Raw genomic sequence first — 16,799 nt, 5'->3', positions numbered from 1 at the left:
GGCGACGATACGGGATCCTTGGTGCCACGGATCATGCGACGGATGACTGGTCGAGGAGGGCAAGGCGTGCTTGGGGAGCGGAGACAGAACGCCGAGTGTTGCGGTAAGCCTCTCTAGGTCGTGCGTGAATCAGCCTAGCACCAGTGGATTTCACGGCCAGTGCGCGTTCGGTATCCGGGTGGTATTGGCCACGCGACTCGCGGGTGAGCGTGTGGCCGCGACGCGCGCGAGACCTTTTGCGGACACGAACGAACGTTTGATAGCGTCTGCGCCTCGGGTCGTCGATTGACCCGAGTTCGGCACGGGGGGACCGTCAATTCACGGAGGCTCTACCGGGTCGATTGCTGACCAATTTCAGGAGGAGTTTCGTGATCCGATCCATTCGGAAGCCGTTGATCGTCGTGGCCGCGACTGTCGGACTCGTTGCTGGGGGGTTCGGCGCCACCCAGGCGAGCGCCGCACCGTCGGAACCGGGCATGGAGGCGGTGTCCGACCTGACACCGCCGCCACCGGGCACCCAGTCGCTCGAGGCGCTCGTGTATGACCCTGTTCTGGGCTCTGTAGTGGCCCCCGTAGTGGGTTTGGCCGCAGGGACTGCGTTCATATCTTTCCTCAGCGTTAGCTTGGGGTATTGCTTGAGTGCTCAAGGCGGCGAAGGCGCCTGTTGGGGCGAGGGAGTTTGGATTGAGTGAACGACTGTTCAGCGCCTGACTGAAGGCCATGCCCGCGTTTGTCGGCGGGTCCGCGCGGTCGTCGCAGCCCCCTCGGTGTGGGGGTCGCGGCGGCCGTGCCGTTTCACCGGCCGGCGCTTGGTTCGCTGATCAGTCCGCACGGTTGGTCGGTTCCGGTGTGCCGGTGACGATGCCGCTGTCGTTCACAACTGTTGTGCAGAGTCTGCGTTTCGGTCACGGAGTATGTCGAGAATGGCTGCGGCTTGGAATTTGTCCGGGCACTGCATCGCCGGTCGTCGCAACGGCACCCAGGAAACAGCCGGAGGTCGCGGCGTGGGTGTGGGCAAGCTCACCGCACGTCCTTCGTTGGGCAGGCGTACGCTCGCTGGAAATAACGGACAGGTTACGATCAGTGGTTCTCTCGGTGCCGGGTGGATCGCAGAGAACTGGAGCTGCTCAGCGCATGATCCTTGCCACTCAGACCGCGGGAGCCGGATCCTCGACGGGTATTCACCGGATTCGCGTGTGGCACGCTTGGCTCGACGTGGCCGTTGTGGTGGTTGTGCTGGTTGCGACCAACCTGATCGCGCACTTCACGACCGTCTGGGCGAGCATCGCGACGGTCCCGATCGCTGCCGCCACCCTCGTCATGTTGAGCCGTCGTCGAGGACTCGCCTGGTCGGAATTGGGGCTGTCCCCAAGGCACTGGCGCAAGGGGACGCTCTACTCCCTGGCATCCATGGGCATCGTGCTCGCCGTCATCGGGATCGGCATCGCCCTTCCCATCACGCGCCCGTTCTTCATGGCCGACCGATACGCCACCATCTCCGGTGCCCTCATCGCGTCGATGATCGTCATCCCGCTCCAGACGGTGATCCCCGAGGAACTCGCCTTCCGGGGCGTGCTGCACGGGACTCTGTCCCGTGTCTCCGGTGTCCGCGGAGTGTTCGCGGCCGGCTCCCTGCTCTTCGGGCTGTGGCACATCGCCTCGTCCTTGGGGCTGACGACGGGTAATCGTGGATTGACGGAGATCCTGGGTGGAGGACCGCTCGGGCAGGCGCTCGGCATTGCTGGTGCCGTCGCCGCGACAGCAGTCGCCGGTTTCGTCTTCACGTGGCTGCGCCGCCGCAGCGGGAGCCTGCTGGCGCCGATCGCGCTGCACTGGTCGCTCAACGGCGCCGGTGCGCTTGCCGCCGCGCTCGTGTGGCATGCCAGTATCGGCTGACCGGGGTATTCGGAGATACAGACTCGAGCACGGACGCGCTCCTTCGAGGTCTGCGCGAGGTCAGAGGGCCCGCGACCAGTATTCGCTGACGAGGTCCTGTCCGAAGTGGTGTTCGGGCTCTCGGCGGTCGATTTGGAATCCCGACTTGGCGTAGATCCTTCGCGCGGCCTCGAGTACCTCGATGGTCCACAGCATGATTCGGTTGTACTCGGATTGTTTGGCGAAACGAAGGCTCTCCTGCACCAACCGCGTACCCACTCCCATATTGCGGGCCGACGGATCGACGAACAGTAGGCGCAGCTGAGCAGTGGCTACCTGATCGGTCGCGATGCAGAACACGCAGCCGATCCGTTCGCCGTCCAGCTCGGCAATCCACGCCGCTTCGCGACTGCCGCGCCGTTCGGCGAAGTCGGCGACGATCTTGGTTACGGTCACCTCCAGCGTTGCGTCCCACTGGTACTCGCTGGCGTAGATGGAACCGTGGCGCTCGATGACCCAGCCCAAGTCGCCAGGATCCGGTGCGCGGAGGACGAAATCCGGAGATCGCGCCTGCTTGCCCAGCGCACGGCGGATCCGCGCCATTGCCTCGACGAGCTCCCGGCGCTGTGTCCGTCCTAGTGAGGACAGCAACGCATCGGCTGCGCGGTCCCGCGCGGTGTCGAGCTTGGCGAGAGAGTCCCGACCAGCCTGCGTCAGGACGACGCGTTGGCCAAGGCGTTCGGTGACCGGTGCCTCGCTGTCGACAAGTCCAGCGTCGGCGAACCTGGTGAGCTCGTCCAGAACAGACGCTTCGGTGGGGCTGAACGGAGCGCCGGCCGGCGCGACTGGCTCCAGCCCAACGGCCCGCGTGTAGAAGCGGTTGAACTCTCGGACTTCGGAAACCAACGGGTCGAGCGGGGCCATATCCGCCACTGTCGACTTGCCGTATGCGGCTGTCAAACAAGTGTTATGGAAGGTATGCGGCTGTCAACCAAGTGTTATGGATGTTATGGATGCGTGTCGCAATTTGTTCCGCCCGTGTCACGCATCGGGGCGCGGCGCGAACTCCCTTCGGAGCAACTCTCCGCAGTCGTCGAGGTCCGGAGAAGGAATCGTCGCGCCGACCGAATCCCACGTCCCGAACTTGAGCGGTGTTCCCGTAACGTCGAACCCGCCAACGTTTTTGATCATGCCGCGTACCGCGATCTGGTCGAGTTTGCAGGTGTCCTCGATGTTGAGGACCATTCCGACCGGCACGCCCGCATCGACCAGCCGGCTGCGCCAGGTTTCGCAGGTGTCGGTGCTCAGCACCTTCTCCATCGCGGCCTTCAGGTCGGCGTGGTTGGCACACCGGTTGACGTTGGTGGCGAACCGCGCGTCGGCCGGGAGGTGCGTCAGGCCCATTGCATTGCACAAGGTTTCGAACAGACGGTCGTTGCCGACGGCGATCGCGATCGGTCGATCGCTGCATTCGAACGTGTCGAACGGGTACATGAACGGGTGCCGGTTGCCCAGGCGCGTCGGGCGCACGCGGCGCCCGAGCACGTCCATCAGGCACTGTTGCATCAACACGAAGGTGCTGTCGAGCATCGCGATGTCCACGGTCGTCCCGCGGCCGGTACGTTCCCTCGCGACGAGGGCGGTGACGACGCCGCAGTAGCCCATGATCCCCCCGGCAATGTCCGAGATCGACGTGCCCACCCGGGTCGGGCGACCATCCGGCCAACCGGTGGCGTCCATGATTCCCGACAGGGCTTGGACAACCGTGTCGTAGGCCGGTTCCTGGTGCATCGGGCCGGACTGGCCGAACCCGGAGATCGAGCACACGATCAGTCGGGGATGCTGCGCGACGAGGTCGTCGGGCGCAAGGCCGAGCCCGGCCATCACTCCGGGGCGGAAGTTCTCGACCACCACGTCGGCGTGCTTGATCATCGACCGGACCAGCGCCATGTCGTCCGGATCCTTCAGGTCCACTGCGATGCTCTCCTTGCCGACATTCGCCAGCCGGTAGTACTCGGAGGTGCCGTCGTCGGCGAACGGGCCCATCTGACGGGTGTCGTCGCCGATGCCCGGTCGTTCGATCTTGATGATCCGAGCGCCCGCGTCGGCGAGCATCCGGGTGCAGGTCGGCCCGGCGAGCACCCGGGTGAAGTCGACGACCGTAATCCCTTCGAGTGCTTGTGGTTTGGTGGGATCGAGGTATCCGCCGGGATCGTGTTCGGTCATGGTTCCTCCTCGCGGGCCAGTCGATTCAGCTTCTGCAGGTGGCCACTCTCGGTGCCGACGGCTGGGTCGATCACGCAGTCGATCAACGCCGGCGCCGCGGTGGTGAGTGCCGACCGGAGCGCCGCCGCTACGTGGGCCGGGGTCTCGGCGTGGTATCCGACGCCGCCGAATGCCTCGATCAACGTGTCGTACCGACTCGAGTGCAGCAGCACCGTCGGTGCCGGGTCGTCGGAGTGGGCGTTGATCTCGTCGCCGCGATAGACCCCGCCGTTGTTGAACACGATCACGACGACCGGCAGTTTGTACCTGCAGACCGTCTCGATCTCCATGCCGCTGAAGCCGAACGCGCTGTCTCCCTCGATCGCTACTACGGGCTCGCCCGTCTCCACGGCTGCGGCGATCGCGTACCCGAGGCCGACGCCCATCACGCCCCAGGTCCCGGCGTCGAGCCGGTGCCGGGGTGCGTAGATCGGAATGATGTTGCGCGCGCTGTCGAGGGTGTTCGCGCCCTCGCTGACGACGATCGCATCACGGTGGTCGTCGAGGACGTCTCGGATCGCCCGCAGCGCGACAGCGAAGTTCATCGGGTGCACGTCGGCGTGCAGCTGCGCGTCCATTCTCTTGACGTTCGCTCGCTTGCTTGCCTCGATCTGCTCCCGCCACTCGGGCACCGGGGCGATACGGCTCCGGCGGACTGCCGCGAGCAGTGCGGCCGCCGAGGAAGCGATGTCCCCGAGTACCGGTGCCTCGATCGGGCGGTTGCTGTCGAACTCGGCTGCGCAGATGTCGAGTTGGATGAACCGTGCATCCGCCGACCACCGCGGTGGTCGCCCGTGGTCGAGCAGCCAGTTCAAGCGCGCACCGACCAGGACCACGACGTCGGCGTCGGCGAGCACCAGCGATCGTGCGGCCGCCGCCGACTGGGGATGGTCGTCAGGCAGAAGTCCCTTGGCCATCGACATCGGTAGGAACGGCGCACCCGTCGCTTCGACGAGCTCGCGGATCACGGCGTCGGCGCGCGCGTAGGCGGCTCCCTTACCGAGAACGATCAGCGGGCGCCGCGCCTGCTCGAGCAGGGCAACCGCCCGGTCCACCGATTCGGGCGCCGGGATCTGGCGCGGCGACGGATCGACAATCCGTGGAGGCGGGGTGCGTTGAGCGGACGCGCTCAGGACGTCGGCCGGCAGATCCAGGTACACGCCGCCGGGCCGACCGGAGACCGCGGCGCGGATCGCACGGCCCACACCCACGCCGATCAGCTCGGGGGAGTCGACGCGGTACGCGGCCTTCGCGAACGGGCGCGCCGCGGTCAGTTGGTCGAGTTCCTCGTAGTCGCCCTGCTCGAGGTCGACGATGGCGCGGTCGCTCGATCCGCTGATCTGGATCATGGGGAAGCAGTTGACGGTCGCGTTCGCAAGCGCCACCACCCCGTTCAGGAAGCCCGGCGCCGACACTGTCAGGCAGATGCCGGGGCGCCCGGTGAGATAGCCCGCCGCCGCGGCCGCATGCCCGGCGGCCTGCTCGTTGCGGAAACCCAGATAGCGCATGCCCCGTTCCTGGGCCGTGCGGGCGAGATCGGTGACAGGGATTCCGACGACCCCGTAGATAGTCGAGACGCCATTGGCGGCAAGCGCATCGACGACGAGCGTGTTCCCGTCGACGGAATCGGAATCGGACTCGGTCTCGGTCATGAGTGCATCCCCGAAACGGCTGGAATCCGCCCCGAGGGCGGCGGTCTTCCCCCGAGTATGCCCCGCGTGGCGGTACCGGTCAGCTCACAAGGCAAGGCCTGACCGAAACGTCGGGCATGCCGCGAATTCGTGCGGACCGCGGGGATGCTTCTCCTCGGTGACGGGGTCAGCCCGGCCTGACCGGCCGGGCGTACCCGGTCACCTCCCCGGCATCAGCCCCTCGCGGCGCTGATGCCCGCGCGACGACCGAAGAAACTGCCGTCGCCGAGGGACGTGCCGCTGGCGTAGCCCCACGCGCACACGCCGGCAGTGCAACGGCCGGCCGCGAACAGGCCGGGAATCGGATCACCCGAGACGTGCAGGACCTCGGAGTCGGTGTTGGTGCGCAGGCCGCCGAGCGTGAACCCGGCGGTGAAGTTGCGCAGGTCGAGAGCGGCCACGGGCGAGCCGATCGGCTTCACCCACTCGGACTTCTTGCCCAGCACCGGGTCCTGCCCGCTGGCTGCGTGCTTGTTGTAGACCTCGACGGTGGCCTGCAGCGTCCCCTCCGGCAGGCCCATCTCCGACTCGAGTTCCTCGACGGTCTCGGCGACCCACTTGGGCTGGAACCGGAAGAAGGGCGTCGACGTCGGAGTGGTGTTCGCCTCCTCGTAGGCTTCCTCGTCGATGATCAGGTAGGCCTGATTGTCGTTCTGCAGCAACGTGAGCTGGCCGATACGACCGGGGTAGGTGTCCTCGTTGACGTAGCGCTGGCCGCGCCCGTTGACCAGGATGCCGCGGACCATCATCTGCGGATCACCGAAGAACGCGACCTCGGTAGCGTCCATGTGGGCGAGGTCGGCGCCGAGGGCCTGGGCCATGCGGATCGCGCGGCCGTCGTGCTCCTCGATCGCGGCACCGGGACGTCCGATCAGCCGCGGCGCGAACGACTCGACCATCTCCTTGTTGTAGGCGAAGCTGCCGGTGGCCAGTACCACACCCTTGCGGGCTCGCACGAAGACGTCCTTGCCGTACTGCTTCGCCTGGACGCCGACGACGCGCCCGGATGCGTCGGTGATCAGCGTCTGCACACGCATGTCGTACTGCGCCTGCACGCCCAGTGCGGTGGCCGTATCGACGAGCGGCTTCATCAGCATGTAGCCGCCGCCCTTCTCGCCGACCTTCTTGTCGGCCATCTGCGGGATGTGCCCGCGTGGAGCCGGGGTGGCGATCGTGCTGAACGGAGCCGAGTTCTCGCCACCGGAGTACATCAAGCCGTCGTCGAACGGAGTCTCCCACCCGGGCTGGCCGTAGAAGCTCTCCTTGAAGGGCACGCCGCATTCGACGAGCCAGTTGTAGTGGTCGGCGCTGCCCTCGCAGTAATCGGTGATCTTCTCTTCGTCGGCGCCCGGGCCGAGGGCCGCCATCATGAAGGTCTTCATGTTCGCGGGCGTGTCCTCGAAGCCGAGGGCCTTCTGTAGCGCGGTGCCGCCGCCCAGGTAGATGAACCCACCGGCCAGGGAGGCCGCGCCACCCCAGCCGCCGGCCCGCTCGAGGACCAGGACCTCGGCGCCGGCGCGGGCGGCCTCGACCGCGGCGCTCGCACCGGCGACGCCGTAGCCGGCGATCACGACATCGGCCTCGTAGTTCCACGTGTCGATGGTCTCGGCGGACAGGGGACGAACGGAGGTGGCCTCGGCCATGGAGCTGGGTCCTTTCGACATGCGACTAAGTAGAACGTGTTCCTGTTCCAGTATCGACGCTTCAGCCGGTCGGCGCGCCCGAATCGTCGGACTGTCTCGTCGAGTACGCCGAGTTGCCCGGTCGCATTCCGATGCCACCAGATTCGAAGCCGCACAGACCAGCGGTTAACATCCAGGTCGGCTGAGAATCCGGTGTCGAACGGCCACCGACCGACGGTGCGATGGGAGCGGGTGTGCAGGTGCAGGAGCGACAGGGTGGGGACGTCGCCGGTCAGGCGGATCTGATCGCCCAGCTCCCCCCGTACACCGATTTACTTTGGCCCACCTTGCAGGCGCTCATCGCGCTCGGTGGGTCGGCGTCGAACAACGAACTCGACGGCGCGGTCGTGGAACGTGAGGGTTGGTCACCCGAGGTGCAGGGGATTCTGCACGGAGCGGGGCCGGGGACAGAGGTCGAGTACCGACTGGCTTGGGCGCGTACGTATCTCAAGGGAATGGGCCTGCTTGCCAACAGTCGTCGAGCGGTGTGGAGCGTGACCAAACGTGGACGCGAGGTGACCGAAAGCGACATCCGTCCGCTGCTCGCGGCCTTCACCGCCGACAAGCGCCGGCAACGCCTCAACCGCAAGGCCGGCGTTCCCGACGAGCAGGATCTTCCGCCGTCGGATGCGGCCGCGGAGGCGGAATCGGACACGGCGTACGGCGAATCCGACGAGACGATCGAGTGGAGGGCAGTACTGCTCGAGGAGATCCTGCGGATGTCGTCGACCGCCTTCGAAAGGCTCATCCAGCGCTTGTTGCGTGAGGCCGGTTTCTCGAGCGCGACCATCACCGCTCGCGGGGGCGACGGTGGCGTCGACGGCATCGGCATGTGCCAGATCTCGTTGTTGAGCTTTCCCGTCGCCTTCCAGTGCAAGCGGGTCAGTGGCAGCGTCGGTGTCGGCGCTGTTCGCGACCTGCGGGGCGCAATGGCCGGTCGCGGCGAGAAGGGCCTGCTGATCACGACGGGGACCTTCACGAGCGAGGCGCGGGCCGAGTCCAGTCGCGATGGTGCACCGCCTGTCGACCTCATCGACGGCGACCGGCTGTGCGACCTGCTCAAGGAGCATGCGCTCGGGGTGCGGACGACGACGCGCGTGGTCGAGGACGTCGCAGTGCAGACCGACTTCTTCGCCGGCCTCGAAACCGACTGACTACTTCAGCTGTGGAGTCACTGATGTGACTGACGGTACCTGAGTGACTGTGGTGAAATAGGCCTCGAATCCAACAGCGGCAAGGCGGAGTGAACCTGCGAGGGCCAGTTACGGAACTGCCGGATGCCCGCCGGTTATGCGAGGTTTGTGATGCGGGTTTCCAGGCGGGGACTGTTCAAGATCGCGGCGGTTGGTTCCGCAGCCGCCGGCCTGGCCGCAGCGGCGGGCCCGACGACTGCGAGCGCAGGACCGGCGACGCTGGTCGACTACTCGGCGGGTGTGCCGTCCCCACTCGGGATCCTCTTGGCCGGACACGTCGGCGCCATCCGCTACGTCTCCGACCGGCGCCCCGGCGCAGAATGGATGCTCGGTAAGCCGATGCTGCTCGGGGAGGCGGCCGCGATGGCAGCCTTCGGGCTGCAGATCGTTTCCTGCTACCAGTTCGGTAAGGGGGAAACGGCGGACTGGCGCGGCGGCTACGACGCCGGCGTGCGTCATGCCAACCGCGGCCTCGAACTTCATCGCGCCGCCGGGGGACCCGAGAACTGCCCCATCTACGCGTCCATCGACGACAACCCGTCCGAATGGGAGTTCGACAACCTGATCGCTCCGTATCTACGCGGTTGGGGGAGCGTCATGGGGCACTCGAACGTGGGTGTCTACGCGAACTCGCCCACGATCGATCGGTGTCTGCGCGCGGGCGTGGGCGAGTGGTTCTGGCAGCACAACTGGGGAACGCCGGCAGACTACGTGCATCCCGCCGCGCACCTGCACCAATTCGAGATCGACAAGCGGAAGATCGGGGGGATCGGCGTCGACCTCAATTCGATCCTCAAGCCCGAGTACGGGCAGTGGTCGACTCGCAACCGGTACTTCCTGTCGTAGCCCTTCCTGGCGAAATCGGTAGGGGACCCGTCCGGGAGTGGATCCCGGGTCGGCGTGTCGGTCCAACCTGTGCCCAAAGCTAAGGTAAGGACATGTCTGTCCTCTACAACATCATCGTGGCCGTGCACCTGCTGGGCATGGCTGCGATCGTCGGTGGCTACCTGTCGGTTCTGAAAGCTCCCCGGATCAGTGAGGTGATGGTCTGGGGCGCGCGAATCCAGTTGTTGTCCGGTCTGGTGATCGTCGGCATGGCCTCGTCCATCGACTCGCTGGACGAGGATGTCAACAACGCCAAGATCGGCGTCAAGCTGTTGATCGCCCTGGCCGTCGTCGCCATCGCCGAGATCGGCCGTGCACGGCAGAAGCGGGACGAGGGTAACCCGAACCTGGCCCACGTCGTCGGCGGCCTGGCCATCGTGAACACACTGATCGCGGTGCTCTGGACCTGACAACTTTCCCTACCCAACCGAATGGGCGTCCTCGGCAAGGAGGGCGCCCATTCGGCATTCGGGACTGAGTCCCTCGCTCGGGGCTCCTCACGACTCGGGAGAGCCGCCCCCAGCGCGGGCGAACGCTCGTGGAACCTCACTGAAAGAGTGGAACGCCGTTTCGCCGGATTCGGTTGACTTTCACGTTCCGTGAAATTCCGTCCACTTCCCAAATGGCGGTGGTCCCTCGCCCAGTACTTTGAGGGCGTGAGCGTGGGTTCCGGTCTCCGCGTCGTCGTGCTTGACGTGCATCCATTGGTACCCGGCGAGCACATGTTCCTCAGCCGTGGACTGGCTGATGACGACGTGATCGCCGTTCGGACGCTCTTCGAGAGACCAACCGGAGTCGGATCCCAGCACCCACCACTTCTCTTTGCTCATGGCCGTGACTCCCTGGAGTGACTTCACGATGCCACCCCAACGCTACCGCACCTGTGAGAGGGTGAAACGGGCCGAGATGTTCCTGCGATATGCAGTGTGGGTCCGACCGGTGAACCGGTTCGGATGATGGCAACAGTCTGAAAACCACTACTACGTGGAGGGTCTCGTGGAAATTCTCATCAACCTGCTGTACGCGATCGCTGCAAACCTGTACATGGGCTCCTCTGAAGGCAGCTCTTCGGCCGGCGCTCAGCAGACGCAGATTTCGCAGACTCCGTAGGGCCAGATTTTGCAGGGCCAGACTTGGCGGGGTCTCGCGGGGCCAGCTATCCGGGACTGCCCGACGAGATTCTGGGCTCTAGGACTGCACGTGTCGAGTGGTCGACACGGCGAGGTCCGGTTCGTCGGGCACGACCACGAGCGTCGGACGCTGCTCGGGGGAGCGTCCCACCCCGCGCCAGGACATCAGCGACCATCTCGACAGCCCCGACATCGCTGATCCGACACTCACGAACGACAGCGACGACAACGCGGACGCGGCCGAGCCGATCGACCCGATGGACAGGATCGAGCCGATGCTGCCGATCGACAGGATCGAGCCGACGCTCCCTATGGACAGGATCGAGCCCTCGGAACGGATCGACAAGATCGATCGCCGCGACTTCCAGGAACGGATCGACTGCATGCTGTCGGCCATTCTTCGGTTTACCACGAACCGATGGGTCCGCAACAGCGGAGAGCGGCTAAAACGAAGGTCCCGCCGAATACTCGGCGGGACCTTCGTTGTGAAACGCGTGTTCTATGCGACCGTGAACATTCCGACGGTCGGCAGGAAACTGCACGTGATCGGCGCAGAACCCTCGGGTTCGGTGGTCAGCGAACCCGAGATGGTGGCAAGGACGCGTCCCGGACCGGTATCGGCGATCGCCGAGAGCGTGGCGGGGCCGTCCGGATTGATTCGCGCCTCTGTAGTGAGGTCCTGCGTCGCGCGACGTCCGTTGTCGATGTTGATCCACGTCACCGTCATGCCCTGATTCTCAGCGGCCCGCTCCGTGCCGAGCGCCGTGAAAACGAATCCGGCCTGACCTGCGCCCGGCCCGGGCGGAGGCAGCTGCGCCGGCCCCGGAACCGCGAGCGCCGTTCCGACCGAGTCGCCCGACGGGGCGATGCAACCCTGGCCGACGGTCGGGTACAGGAACTGAGCGATCACCGGGCCGTTCTGGGGTATCTCCGGTCCGCCTCCGCCACTGCCGTCGAGGAAGGTGATGACGCTCTCGAGAGTGGACTCCAGCTCCGGCGGCAGGTTCGCGCCCTCGAGTAGGTCGCGGGCCTGAGCCAGAATGTCGGCCTTGGCATCGGCGTCGTTGAGATCCGGCGCGTCGGCCACGATCCCCACGATGGCGGGCGCAAGGGCTGCCAGCGTGTCGATCGAGACGCCCTCGGGGGGTGTGGGCTGCGCGGTCGCGTTGGCCGGGACAGCGAGTGCCGCGGCGGCCGCAACTGCGCAGGCAGTAATCGCTCGTCGCATTCCTCGGTTACGAATCACGGTTTCCCCATCCTTGTCGTCAGACAACTGCGGTGCAGCATCGGCCCACAGAGCGGGCTCTGCGTCCTACTCGGTCGCGGGTCACTTTAGGGATCGACCCCCGGTGTGTACAGACTCATACGTCCGGTTCGATCGTGACCAGCGTCGCGAGGAGTCTATGCAACCTGTGACGTGACTGCCATCGCCTGGTGACCATATCCCGTTACGTATGGGGAAAATATGATCCTTGATGCAACTGTTACGCATGAGGCGAGAATTTCGACCGGTTGTTCGGGTCGGGTTAGGCTGACACGACACCTGGTCCTTCCCGCCGCTGCGCCGCACTGGGTGCGTCCAGCCACATGTCCACGGGAGAACGCCAGCCAGTGTCAGTGCTTTCACGGCTTTCACGCGCCGACCGGGCGCGCACGGTGTTCCACCGGCTCCTCCGGTGGGCGCCGCTGGTACTTGCCTTGTCGGTGTTGGCCAGGCTGTTGTGGACGATCCTCACGCCCAACGGCACCAACTTCGTCGATCTCCACGTCTACGTCGACGGATCGGCTGCCCTGCTTCACGGTGACCTGTACGCATTCACCTACTCGGAGGAGACGCCCGACTTCCCGCTCCCGTTCACCTATCCGCCATTCGCGGCGTTGGTGTTCCTGCCGCTGCACTACCTGCCGTTCGGGCTGGTCGGCCTCTGCTGGCAGGTGTTCACCGTCGTGGCCCTCTTCTGGGTGATCCGGATCAGCCTCGAACTGCTGATCGGCGAAACCGCACGTGAACCTCGCTGGCGAAATGTCGCGATGCTGTGGACCGCGCTCGGCGTGTGGAGCGAACCCGTGCGCACGACGCTCGACTACGGCCAGGTGAACGTGTTCCTGGTGCTCGGGGCGATGCTCGCGGTTCGCAGCACCAGGTGGTGGGTGTCCGGCGGGATTGTCGGCGCCCTCGCCGGCGTCAAGCTCACGCCGGCGATCACCGGGTTGTACTTCCTCGCGCAACGACGCTGGCGCGCGGCGATCTTCTCGGGCGTGGCATTCGCGGGCACCGTCGGCCTGAGCTACCTCGTGATCGACGGCCAAGCTCGCGACTACTTCACGTCCAAGTTCGGGGACGCCGACCGGATCGGACCCGTCGGGTCGGCGTGGAACCAGTCGCTGCGCGGTGCGCTCAGTCGCCTCGCCGGTCACGACGTCGGTTCCGGGGTCGTGTGGATCGCGGCTGTCGTGGTCGCCGCCGCCCTGGGCTTCCTGGCGTGGCGTGCACTCGACCGCGATGACCGGCTGGGCACGCTGGTGCTCGTGCAGCTCTTCGGGCTGCTGGTATCGCCGATCTCGTGGGTGCACCACTGGGTGTGGGTGCTACCGATGCTGATCTGGCTCGTGTACGGACCGTACGGACGGCTGCTCGGCACGCGCATCGTCGCGGCGAGCTGGCTCGCGGTCACCGTCATCGGTGTGCCGTGGGTTCTCAAGCAGCTCGAGGACGACTCGATCTCACGCCCGGGCGCGCTCGCGTGGGCCGCAGCGGTCAATGTGGTCGGCGTTCTTGTCGTCTTCGCGTGGGTCGCCTACGCGGGCCGCAGGTACCGCATCACGCTGACGCCGCCAGCTCGTCGATCCGGCGAGCCAACTCCAGATCCGATTTCGTGATGCCACCGGCGGAATGCGTCGACAACGTGTAGGTCACCTTGCGCCAGCGGATATCGATGTCCGGGTGGTGATTCATGGACTCAGCCGCTTCCGCGATCCGGTCAACCAGCGTTATCGCCGCCGGGAAGCTCGATGATTCGACGGTCCGGACCAGCGCGGCGCCGTCGCGGCGCCAGCTCGGCAAACCCGTGAGTGCCGTATCGATGTCGGTGTCGGACAGCAGCTCGGCCATACCTCATGATGGTGCGATGTCGAGAGAACCGCAATGACCGGGAGGACCCGCGACCGCGAGGTTGTCGCTGCCGCCGTGATCCAGGGCCGGCGGCTGTTGCTCGCACAGCGCACCCGCCCGCCCGAGCTCGCGGGGCTTTGGGAACTGCCGGGCGGCAAGGTGGAGCCCGGGGAATCCCCCGCCGACGCCGTGCACCGCGAACTGCTCGAGGAGCTGGGCGTCGAGGTGACGGTGGGGGAGCGGATCGGGGCCGACGTGCCCCTCCGGGACGGCCTGGTCCTGCGCGCGTACCGAGCCGAACTGATCCGCGGCACCCCACGAGCTCTTGACCACGCGGCTTTGTGCTGGGTCGATGCCCGGGAATTGCGTGAGATCGCGCTCGTCGGCAACGACCGCGGCTGGCTGCCGGACCTCGTCACGCTCCTCGGTGGGTGACCCAGGCTCTCGGGCTGCGGATACTCAGGCCGCGCGAGCCTTCTTGAGCCCCTTCTTCAGTTCCTTCTTGGTCGCGCCCTCGTCCTCGAGCTTCTTCATCCGCATGATCACGACCGGGCATTTGAGGCAGCGTGTCTTCTTCCGGCAGCACTTCTTCTTGGGCTTGAGGCCAGACACCTTGCTGGCCTTCACCTTTCCCTTGCCCATGTGGCGAGCCCGACCTTCCTTCGAATGCGACGCCCAGACCGCTGTCGCGTGAAGTTAGCGTACCCTCATTCGTTGGCCGCGGGCAGTGGCCCGAGGGCGACCGTGAGATAACTGACAGGACTCCCGCAAGCGGTGGCCCACATCACGATCCGCAGGTCGGCGGTGGTGATGGTGGGCAGCGATGTGAGAACCGCAGCCGTGGGCGGGTAGGGTGTTCGCTGGCCGCCATCCCTCCGTCGGCGCACATGTCGTGACTTCTGCACGACGCTCGGTGCCCCGGGGTCGCGAATGGGAATCACGCATGCGCGTAACGGCAGCCCATGCCGTGCGACACCAAACTCGCGTGGTCCCCGTAAGTAGCCAGGAGAACGCCCCGCGTGAGCACCACCAAATTCCGTAACGTCGCCATCGTCGCGCACGTCGACCACGGCAAGACCACCCTCGTCGACGCCATGCTGCGCCAGTCCGGGGCCTTCGCCGAGCGTGCCGAGCCGGTCGACCGCGTCATGGACTCCGGTGACCTCGAACGCGAGAAGGGCATCACCATCCTCGCGAAGAACACTGCCGTCCACCGTCACAACGCGGACGGCTCGGTCACCGTCATCAACGTCATCGACACCCCCGGTCACGCGGACTTCGGTGGTGAGGTCGAGCGCGGCCTGTCGATGGTCGACGGTGTCGTGCTGCTCGTCGACGCGTCCGAGGGACCTCTGCCGCAGACCCGGTTCGTGTTGCGAAAGGCGCTCGCGGCGTCGCTGCCGGTGATCATCGTCGTGAACAAGACTGATCGCCCTGACGCGCGGATCGAGGAGGTCGTCACCGAGACGCAGGATCTGCTGCTCGACCTGGCATCCGACCTCGACGACACCGCCGCCGAGGCGGCCGAGGCGATGCTGGACCTGCCGGTTCTGTACGCATCGGGCCGTGAGGGCCGTGCGTCGCTGACTCGTCCCGACAACGGTCAGGCTCCGGCCGACGAGAACCTCGACGTGCTGTTCCAGGTGCTGATGGACCATGTCCCGGCACCCAAAGGTGACGTGGCCGCGCCGCTGCAGGCCCACGTCACCAACCTCGACGCGTCGGACTTCCTGGGCCGCCTCGCGCTCGTCCGCATCCACAACGGCGAGCTCCGCAAAGGCCAGAACGTCGCATGGATGCACGCCGACGGCATCAAGAACGTCAAGATCACCGAGCTGCTGAAGACGGTCGGCGTCAACCGGGAGCCGGGCGAGGTCGCTGCCGCCGGTGACATCGTCGCCGTCGCCGGAATCCCCGAGATCATGATCGGCGACACACTCGCCGACACCGAGAACCCTGTCGCGCTGCCGACGATCACCGTCGACGAGCCGGCCATCTCCGTGGTCATCGGCACCAACACATCACCGCTGGTCGGCCGGGTCAAGGGGCACCGGCTCACCGCCCGCATGGTCAAGTCGCGCCTGGACTCCGAACTGGTTGGCAACGTGTCGTTGCGCGTCCTCGACATCGGCCGCCCGGACGCCTGGGAAGTGCAGGGCCGCGGTGAGCTGGCGTTGGCAATCCTCGTCGAGCAGATGCGCCGCGAGGGCTTCGAACTGACCGTCGGCAAGCCGCAGGTGGTCACCAAGATGGTTGACGGCAAGGTGCACGAGCCGTTCGAGGAGCTCACCGTCGATGCCCCCGAGGAGCACCTCGGCTCGATCACCCAGCTGCTGGCCAACCGAAAGGGCAAGATGGTCCAGATGTCCAACAACGGGGCCGGCTGGGTGCGGATGGAGTTCATCGTCCCGGCCCGTGGCCTGATCGGATTCCGGACCGACTTCCTCACCGAGACCCGCGGCACGGGCATCGCCAACGCCGTCGCCCACGGCTACGGCCCGTGGGCCGGCGAGATCCGCGCCCGCCACACCGGGTCGCTCGTCTCCGACCGCGCGGGCTCCGTGACGCCTTTCGCGATGATCCAACTCGCCGACCGGGGCACGTTCTTCGTCGAGCCGGGCGCGGACACCTACGAGGGCCACGTCGTGGGCATCAACCCGCGCGCCGAGGACCTCGACATCAACGTCACCCGCGAGAAGAAGCTCACCAACATGCGCTCCTCGACCGCCGACGTCATCGAGACGCTCGCCAAGCCGATCACCCTGAGTCTCGAAGAGGCCATGGAGTTCTGCGCCGGCGACGAGTGCGTCGAGGTCACGCCCGAGGCGATCCGCGTACGCAAGGTCCACCTGAACGCCACCGAGCGTGCCCGTGAGCGCTCTCGCCAGAAGGCTCGTGACAAGGCCGCCCTCTGAGGTGAGTACCGGTTTTCTCGTGCGCTGTGCGAGGCTGAATCCTTGTACACC

Annotated in this window: 16 protein-coding genes; 7 read left to right on the top strand and 9 right to left on the bottom strand. The window is 66.2% G+C overall.

Annotation, left to right across the window (positions count from 1 at the left end; translation table 11 throughout):
• The first annotated feature begins 1,134 nt into the window (after positions 1–1,134).
• Positions 1,135–1,896: a CPBP family intramembrane glutamic endopeptidase gene (locus EF834_RS01380; protein ID WP_127944905.1), complete on the top strand. Its 762-nt coding sequence runs from the start codon at positions 1,135–1,137 to the stop codon at positions 1,894–1,896.
• Between the two features lie 60 nt (positions 1,897–1,956).
• Here EF834_RS01380 and EF834_RS01375 read toward each other — a convergent pair whose 3' ends face one another.
• From EF834_RS01375 to EF834_RS01360, 4 genes are all read right to left on the bottom strand, one after another.
• Positions 1,957–2,799, bottom strand: coding sequence for a GNAT family N-acetyltransferase (locus EF834_RS01375; protein WP_127946029.1), 843 nt, complete (start codon positions 2,797–2,799; stop codon positions 1,957–1,959).
• A 117-nt stretch (positions 2,800–2,916) separates the two neighbouring features.
• Positions 2,917–4,101, bottom strand: coding sequence for a CaiB/BaiF CoA transferase family protein (locus EF834_RS01370; RefSeq protein WP_127944901.1), 1,185 nt, complete (start codon positions 4,099–4,101; stop codon positions 2,917–2,919).
• Positions 4,098–5,792, bottom strand: coding sequence for an oxalyl-CoA decarboxylase (oxc, locus tag EF834_RS01365; RefSeq protein ID WP_127944898.1), 1,695 nt, complete (start codon positions 5,790–5,792; stop codon positions 4,098–4,100). The genes EF834_RS01370 and oxc overlap by 4 nt, the downstream gene beginning before the upstream one ends.
• A 212-nt stretch (positions 5,793–6,004) precedes the next feature.
• Entirely contained in the window at positions 6,005–7,474 is a 1,470-nt protein-coding gene (locus EF834_RS01360; protein ID WP_127944895.1) for an FAD-dependent oxidoreductase, read from the bottom strand.
• A 221-nt stretch (positions 7,475–7,695) separates the two neighbouring features.
• On the opposite strand from EF834_RS01360, the gene EF834_RS01355 reads away from it, so the two are divergent.
• The 3 genes from EF834_RS01355 (at position 7,696) to EF834_RS01345 (ending at position 10,001) form a co-directional block, all read left to right on the top strand.
• On the top strand, positions 7,696–8,667 hold the full coding sequence (locus EF834_RS01355; protein WP_127944892.1) for a restriction endonuclease: 972 nt from the start codon (positions 7,696–7,698) through the stop codon (positions 8,665–8,667).
• A 150-nt stretch (positions 8,668–8,817) separates the two neighbouring features.
• Complete coding sequence (locus EF834_RS01350) at positions 8,818–9,552, top strand: DUF1906 domain-containing protein (RefSeq protein ID WP_127944889.1); 735 nt, start codon at positions 8,818–8,820, stop codon at positions 9,550–9,552.
• Positions 9,553–9,644: 92 nt separating this feature from the next.
• Positions 9,645–10,001, top strand: a complete 357-nt coding sequence (locus EF834_RS01345) for a hypothetical protein (protein WP_127944886.1) — start codon at positions 9,645–9,647, stop codon at positions 9,999–10,001.
• 180 nt (positions 10,002–10,181) lie between these two features.
• On the opposite strand, the gene EF834_RS01340 is transcribed toward EF834_RS01345, so the two are convergent.
• From EF834_RS01340 to EF834_RS01330, 3 genes are all read right to left on the bottom strand, one after another.
• Positions 10,182–10,421 carry a maltose regulon activator MalT gene (locus EF834_RS01340; RefSeq protein ID WP_127944884.1) on the bottom strand — a complete coding sequence of 80 codons (240 nt, stop codon included), beginning with the start codon at positions 10,419–10,421 and terminating at the stop codon, positions 10,182–10,184.
• A gap of 358 nt (positions 10,422–10,779) precedes the next feature.
• Positions 10,780–11,118 (bottom strand): hypothetical protein, encoded by a 339-nt coding sequence (locus EF834_RS01335; protein WP_127944881.1) that lies wholly within the window; start codon positions 11,116–11,118, stop codon positions 10,780–10,782.
• A gap of 102 nt (positions 11,119–11,220) precedes the next feature.
• Complete coding sequence (locus EF834_RS01330; RefSeq protein WP_127946028.1) at positions 11,221–11,949, bottom strand: Rv1157c family protein; 729 nt, start codon at positions 11,947–11,949, stop codon at positions 11,221–11,223.
• A gap of 359 nt (positions 11,950–12,308) precedes the next feature.
• Between EF834_RS01330 and EF834_RS01325 the strand changes: the two genes are divergently transcribed.
• Positions 12,309–13,601 (top strand): mannosyltransferase, encoded by a 1,293-nt coding sequence (locus tag EF834_RS01325; RefSeq protein WP_127944878.1) that lies wholly within the window; start codon positions 12,309–12,311, stop codon positions 13,599–13,601.
• On the opposite strand, the gene EF834_RS01320 is transcribed toward EF834_RS01325, so the two are convergent.
• Positions 13,543–13,833, bottom strand: coding sequence for a 4a-hydroxytetrahydrobiopterin dehydratase (locus EF834_RS01320; RefSeq protein WP_127944875.1), 291 nt, complete (start codon positions 13,831–13,833; stop codon positions 13,543–13,545). The two genes, EF834_RS01325 and EF834_RS01320, sit on opposite strands and share 59 nt — an antisense overlap.
• Positions 13,834–13,866: 33 nt before the next feature.
• On the opposite strand from EF834_RS01320, the gene EF834_RS01315 reads away from it, so the two are divergent.
• A complete protein-coding gene (locus EF834_RS01315) occupies positions 13,867–14,268 on the top strand; it encodes a (deoxy)nucleoside triphosphate pyrophosphohydrolase (RefSeq protein ID WP_127944872.1) in 402 nt (133 codons plus the stop codon).
• A 24-nt stretch (positions 14,269–14,292) separates the two neighbouring features.
• Here EF834_RS01315 and EF834_RS01310 read toward each other — a convergent pair whose 3' ends face one another.
• Positions 14,293–14,475 (bottom strand): hypothetical protein, encoded by a 183-nt coding sequence (locus EF834_RS01310; RefSeq protein ID WP_127944867.1) that lies wholly within the window; start codon positions 14,473–14,475, stop codon positions 14,293–14,295.
• Positions 14,476–14,852: 377 nt separating this feature from the next.
• Here EF834_RS01310 and typA point away from each other — a divergent pair, with 377 nt between their 5' ends.
• Positions 14,853–16,748, top strand: a complete 1,896-nt coding sequence (gene typA, locus EF834_RS01305) for a translational GTPase TypA (RefSeq protein ID WP_127944864.1) — start codon at positions 14,853–14,855, stop codon at positions 16,746–16,748.
• The last annotated feature ends 51 nt before the right edge of the window (positions 16,749–16,799 follow it).

Origin of the sequence: Rhodococcus spongiicola, from assembly GCF_004011835.1 — a bacterium.
Taxonomy (GTDB): domain Bacteria; phylum Actinomycetota; class Actinomycetes; order Mycobacteriales; family Mycobacteriaceae; genus Prescottella; species Prescottella spongiicola.
Note: the sequence above shows the minus strand (reverse complement) of the source record. Positions and strands in the feature narration are given on the sequence as shown.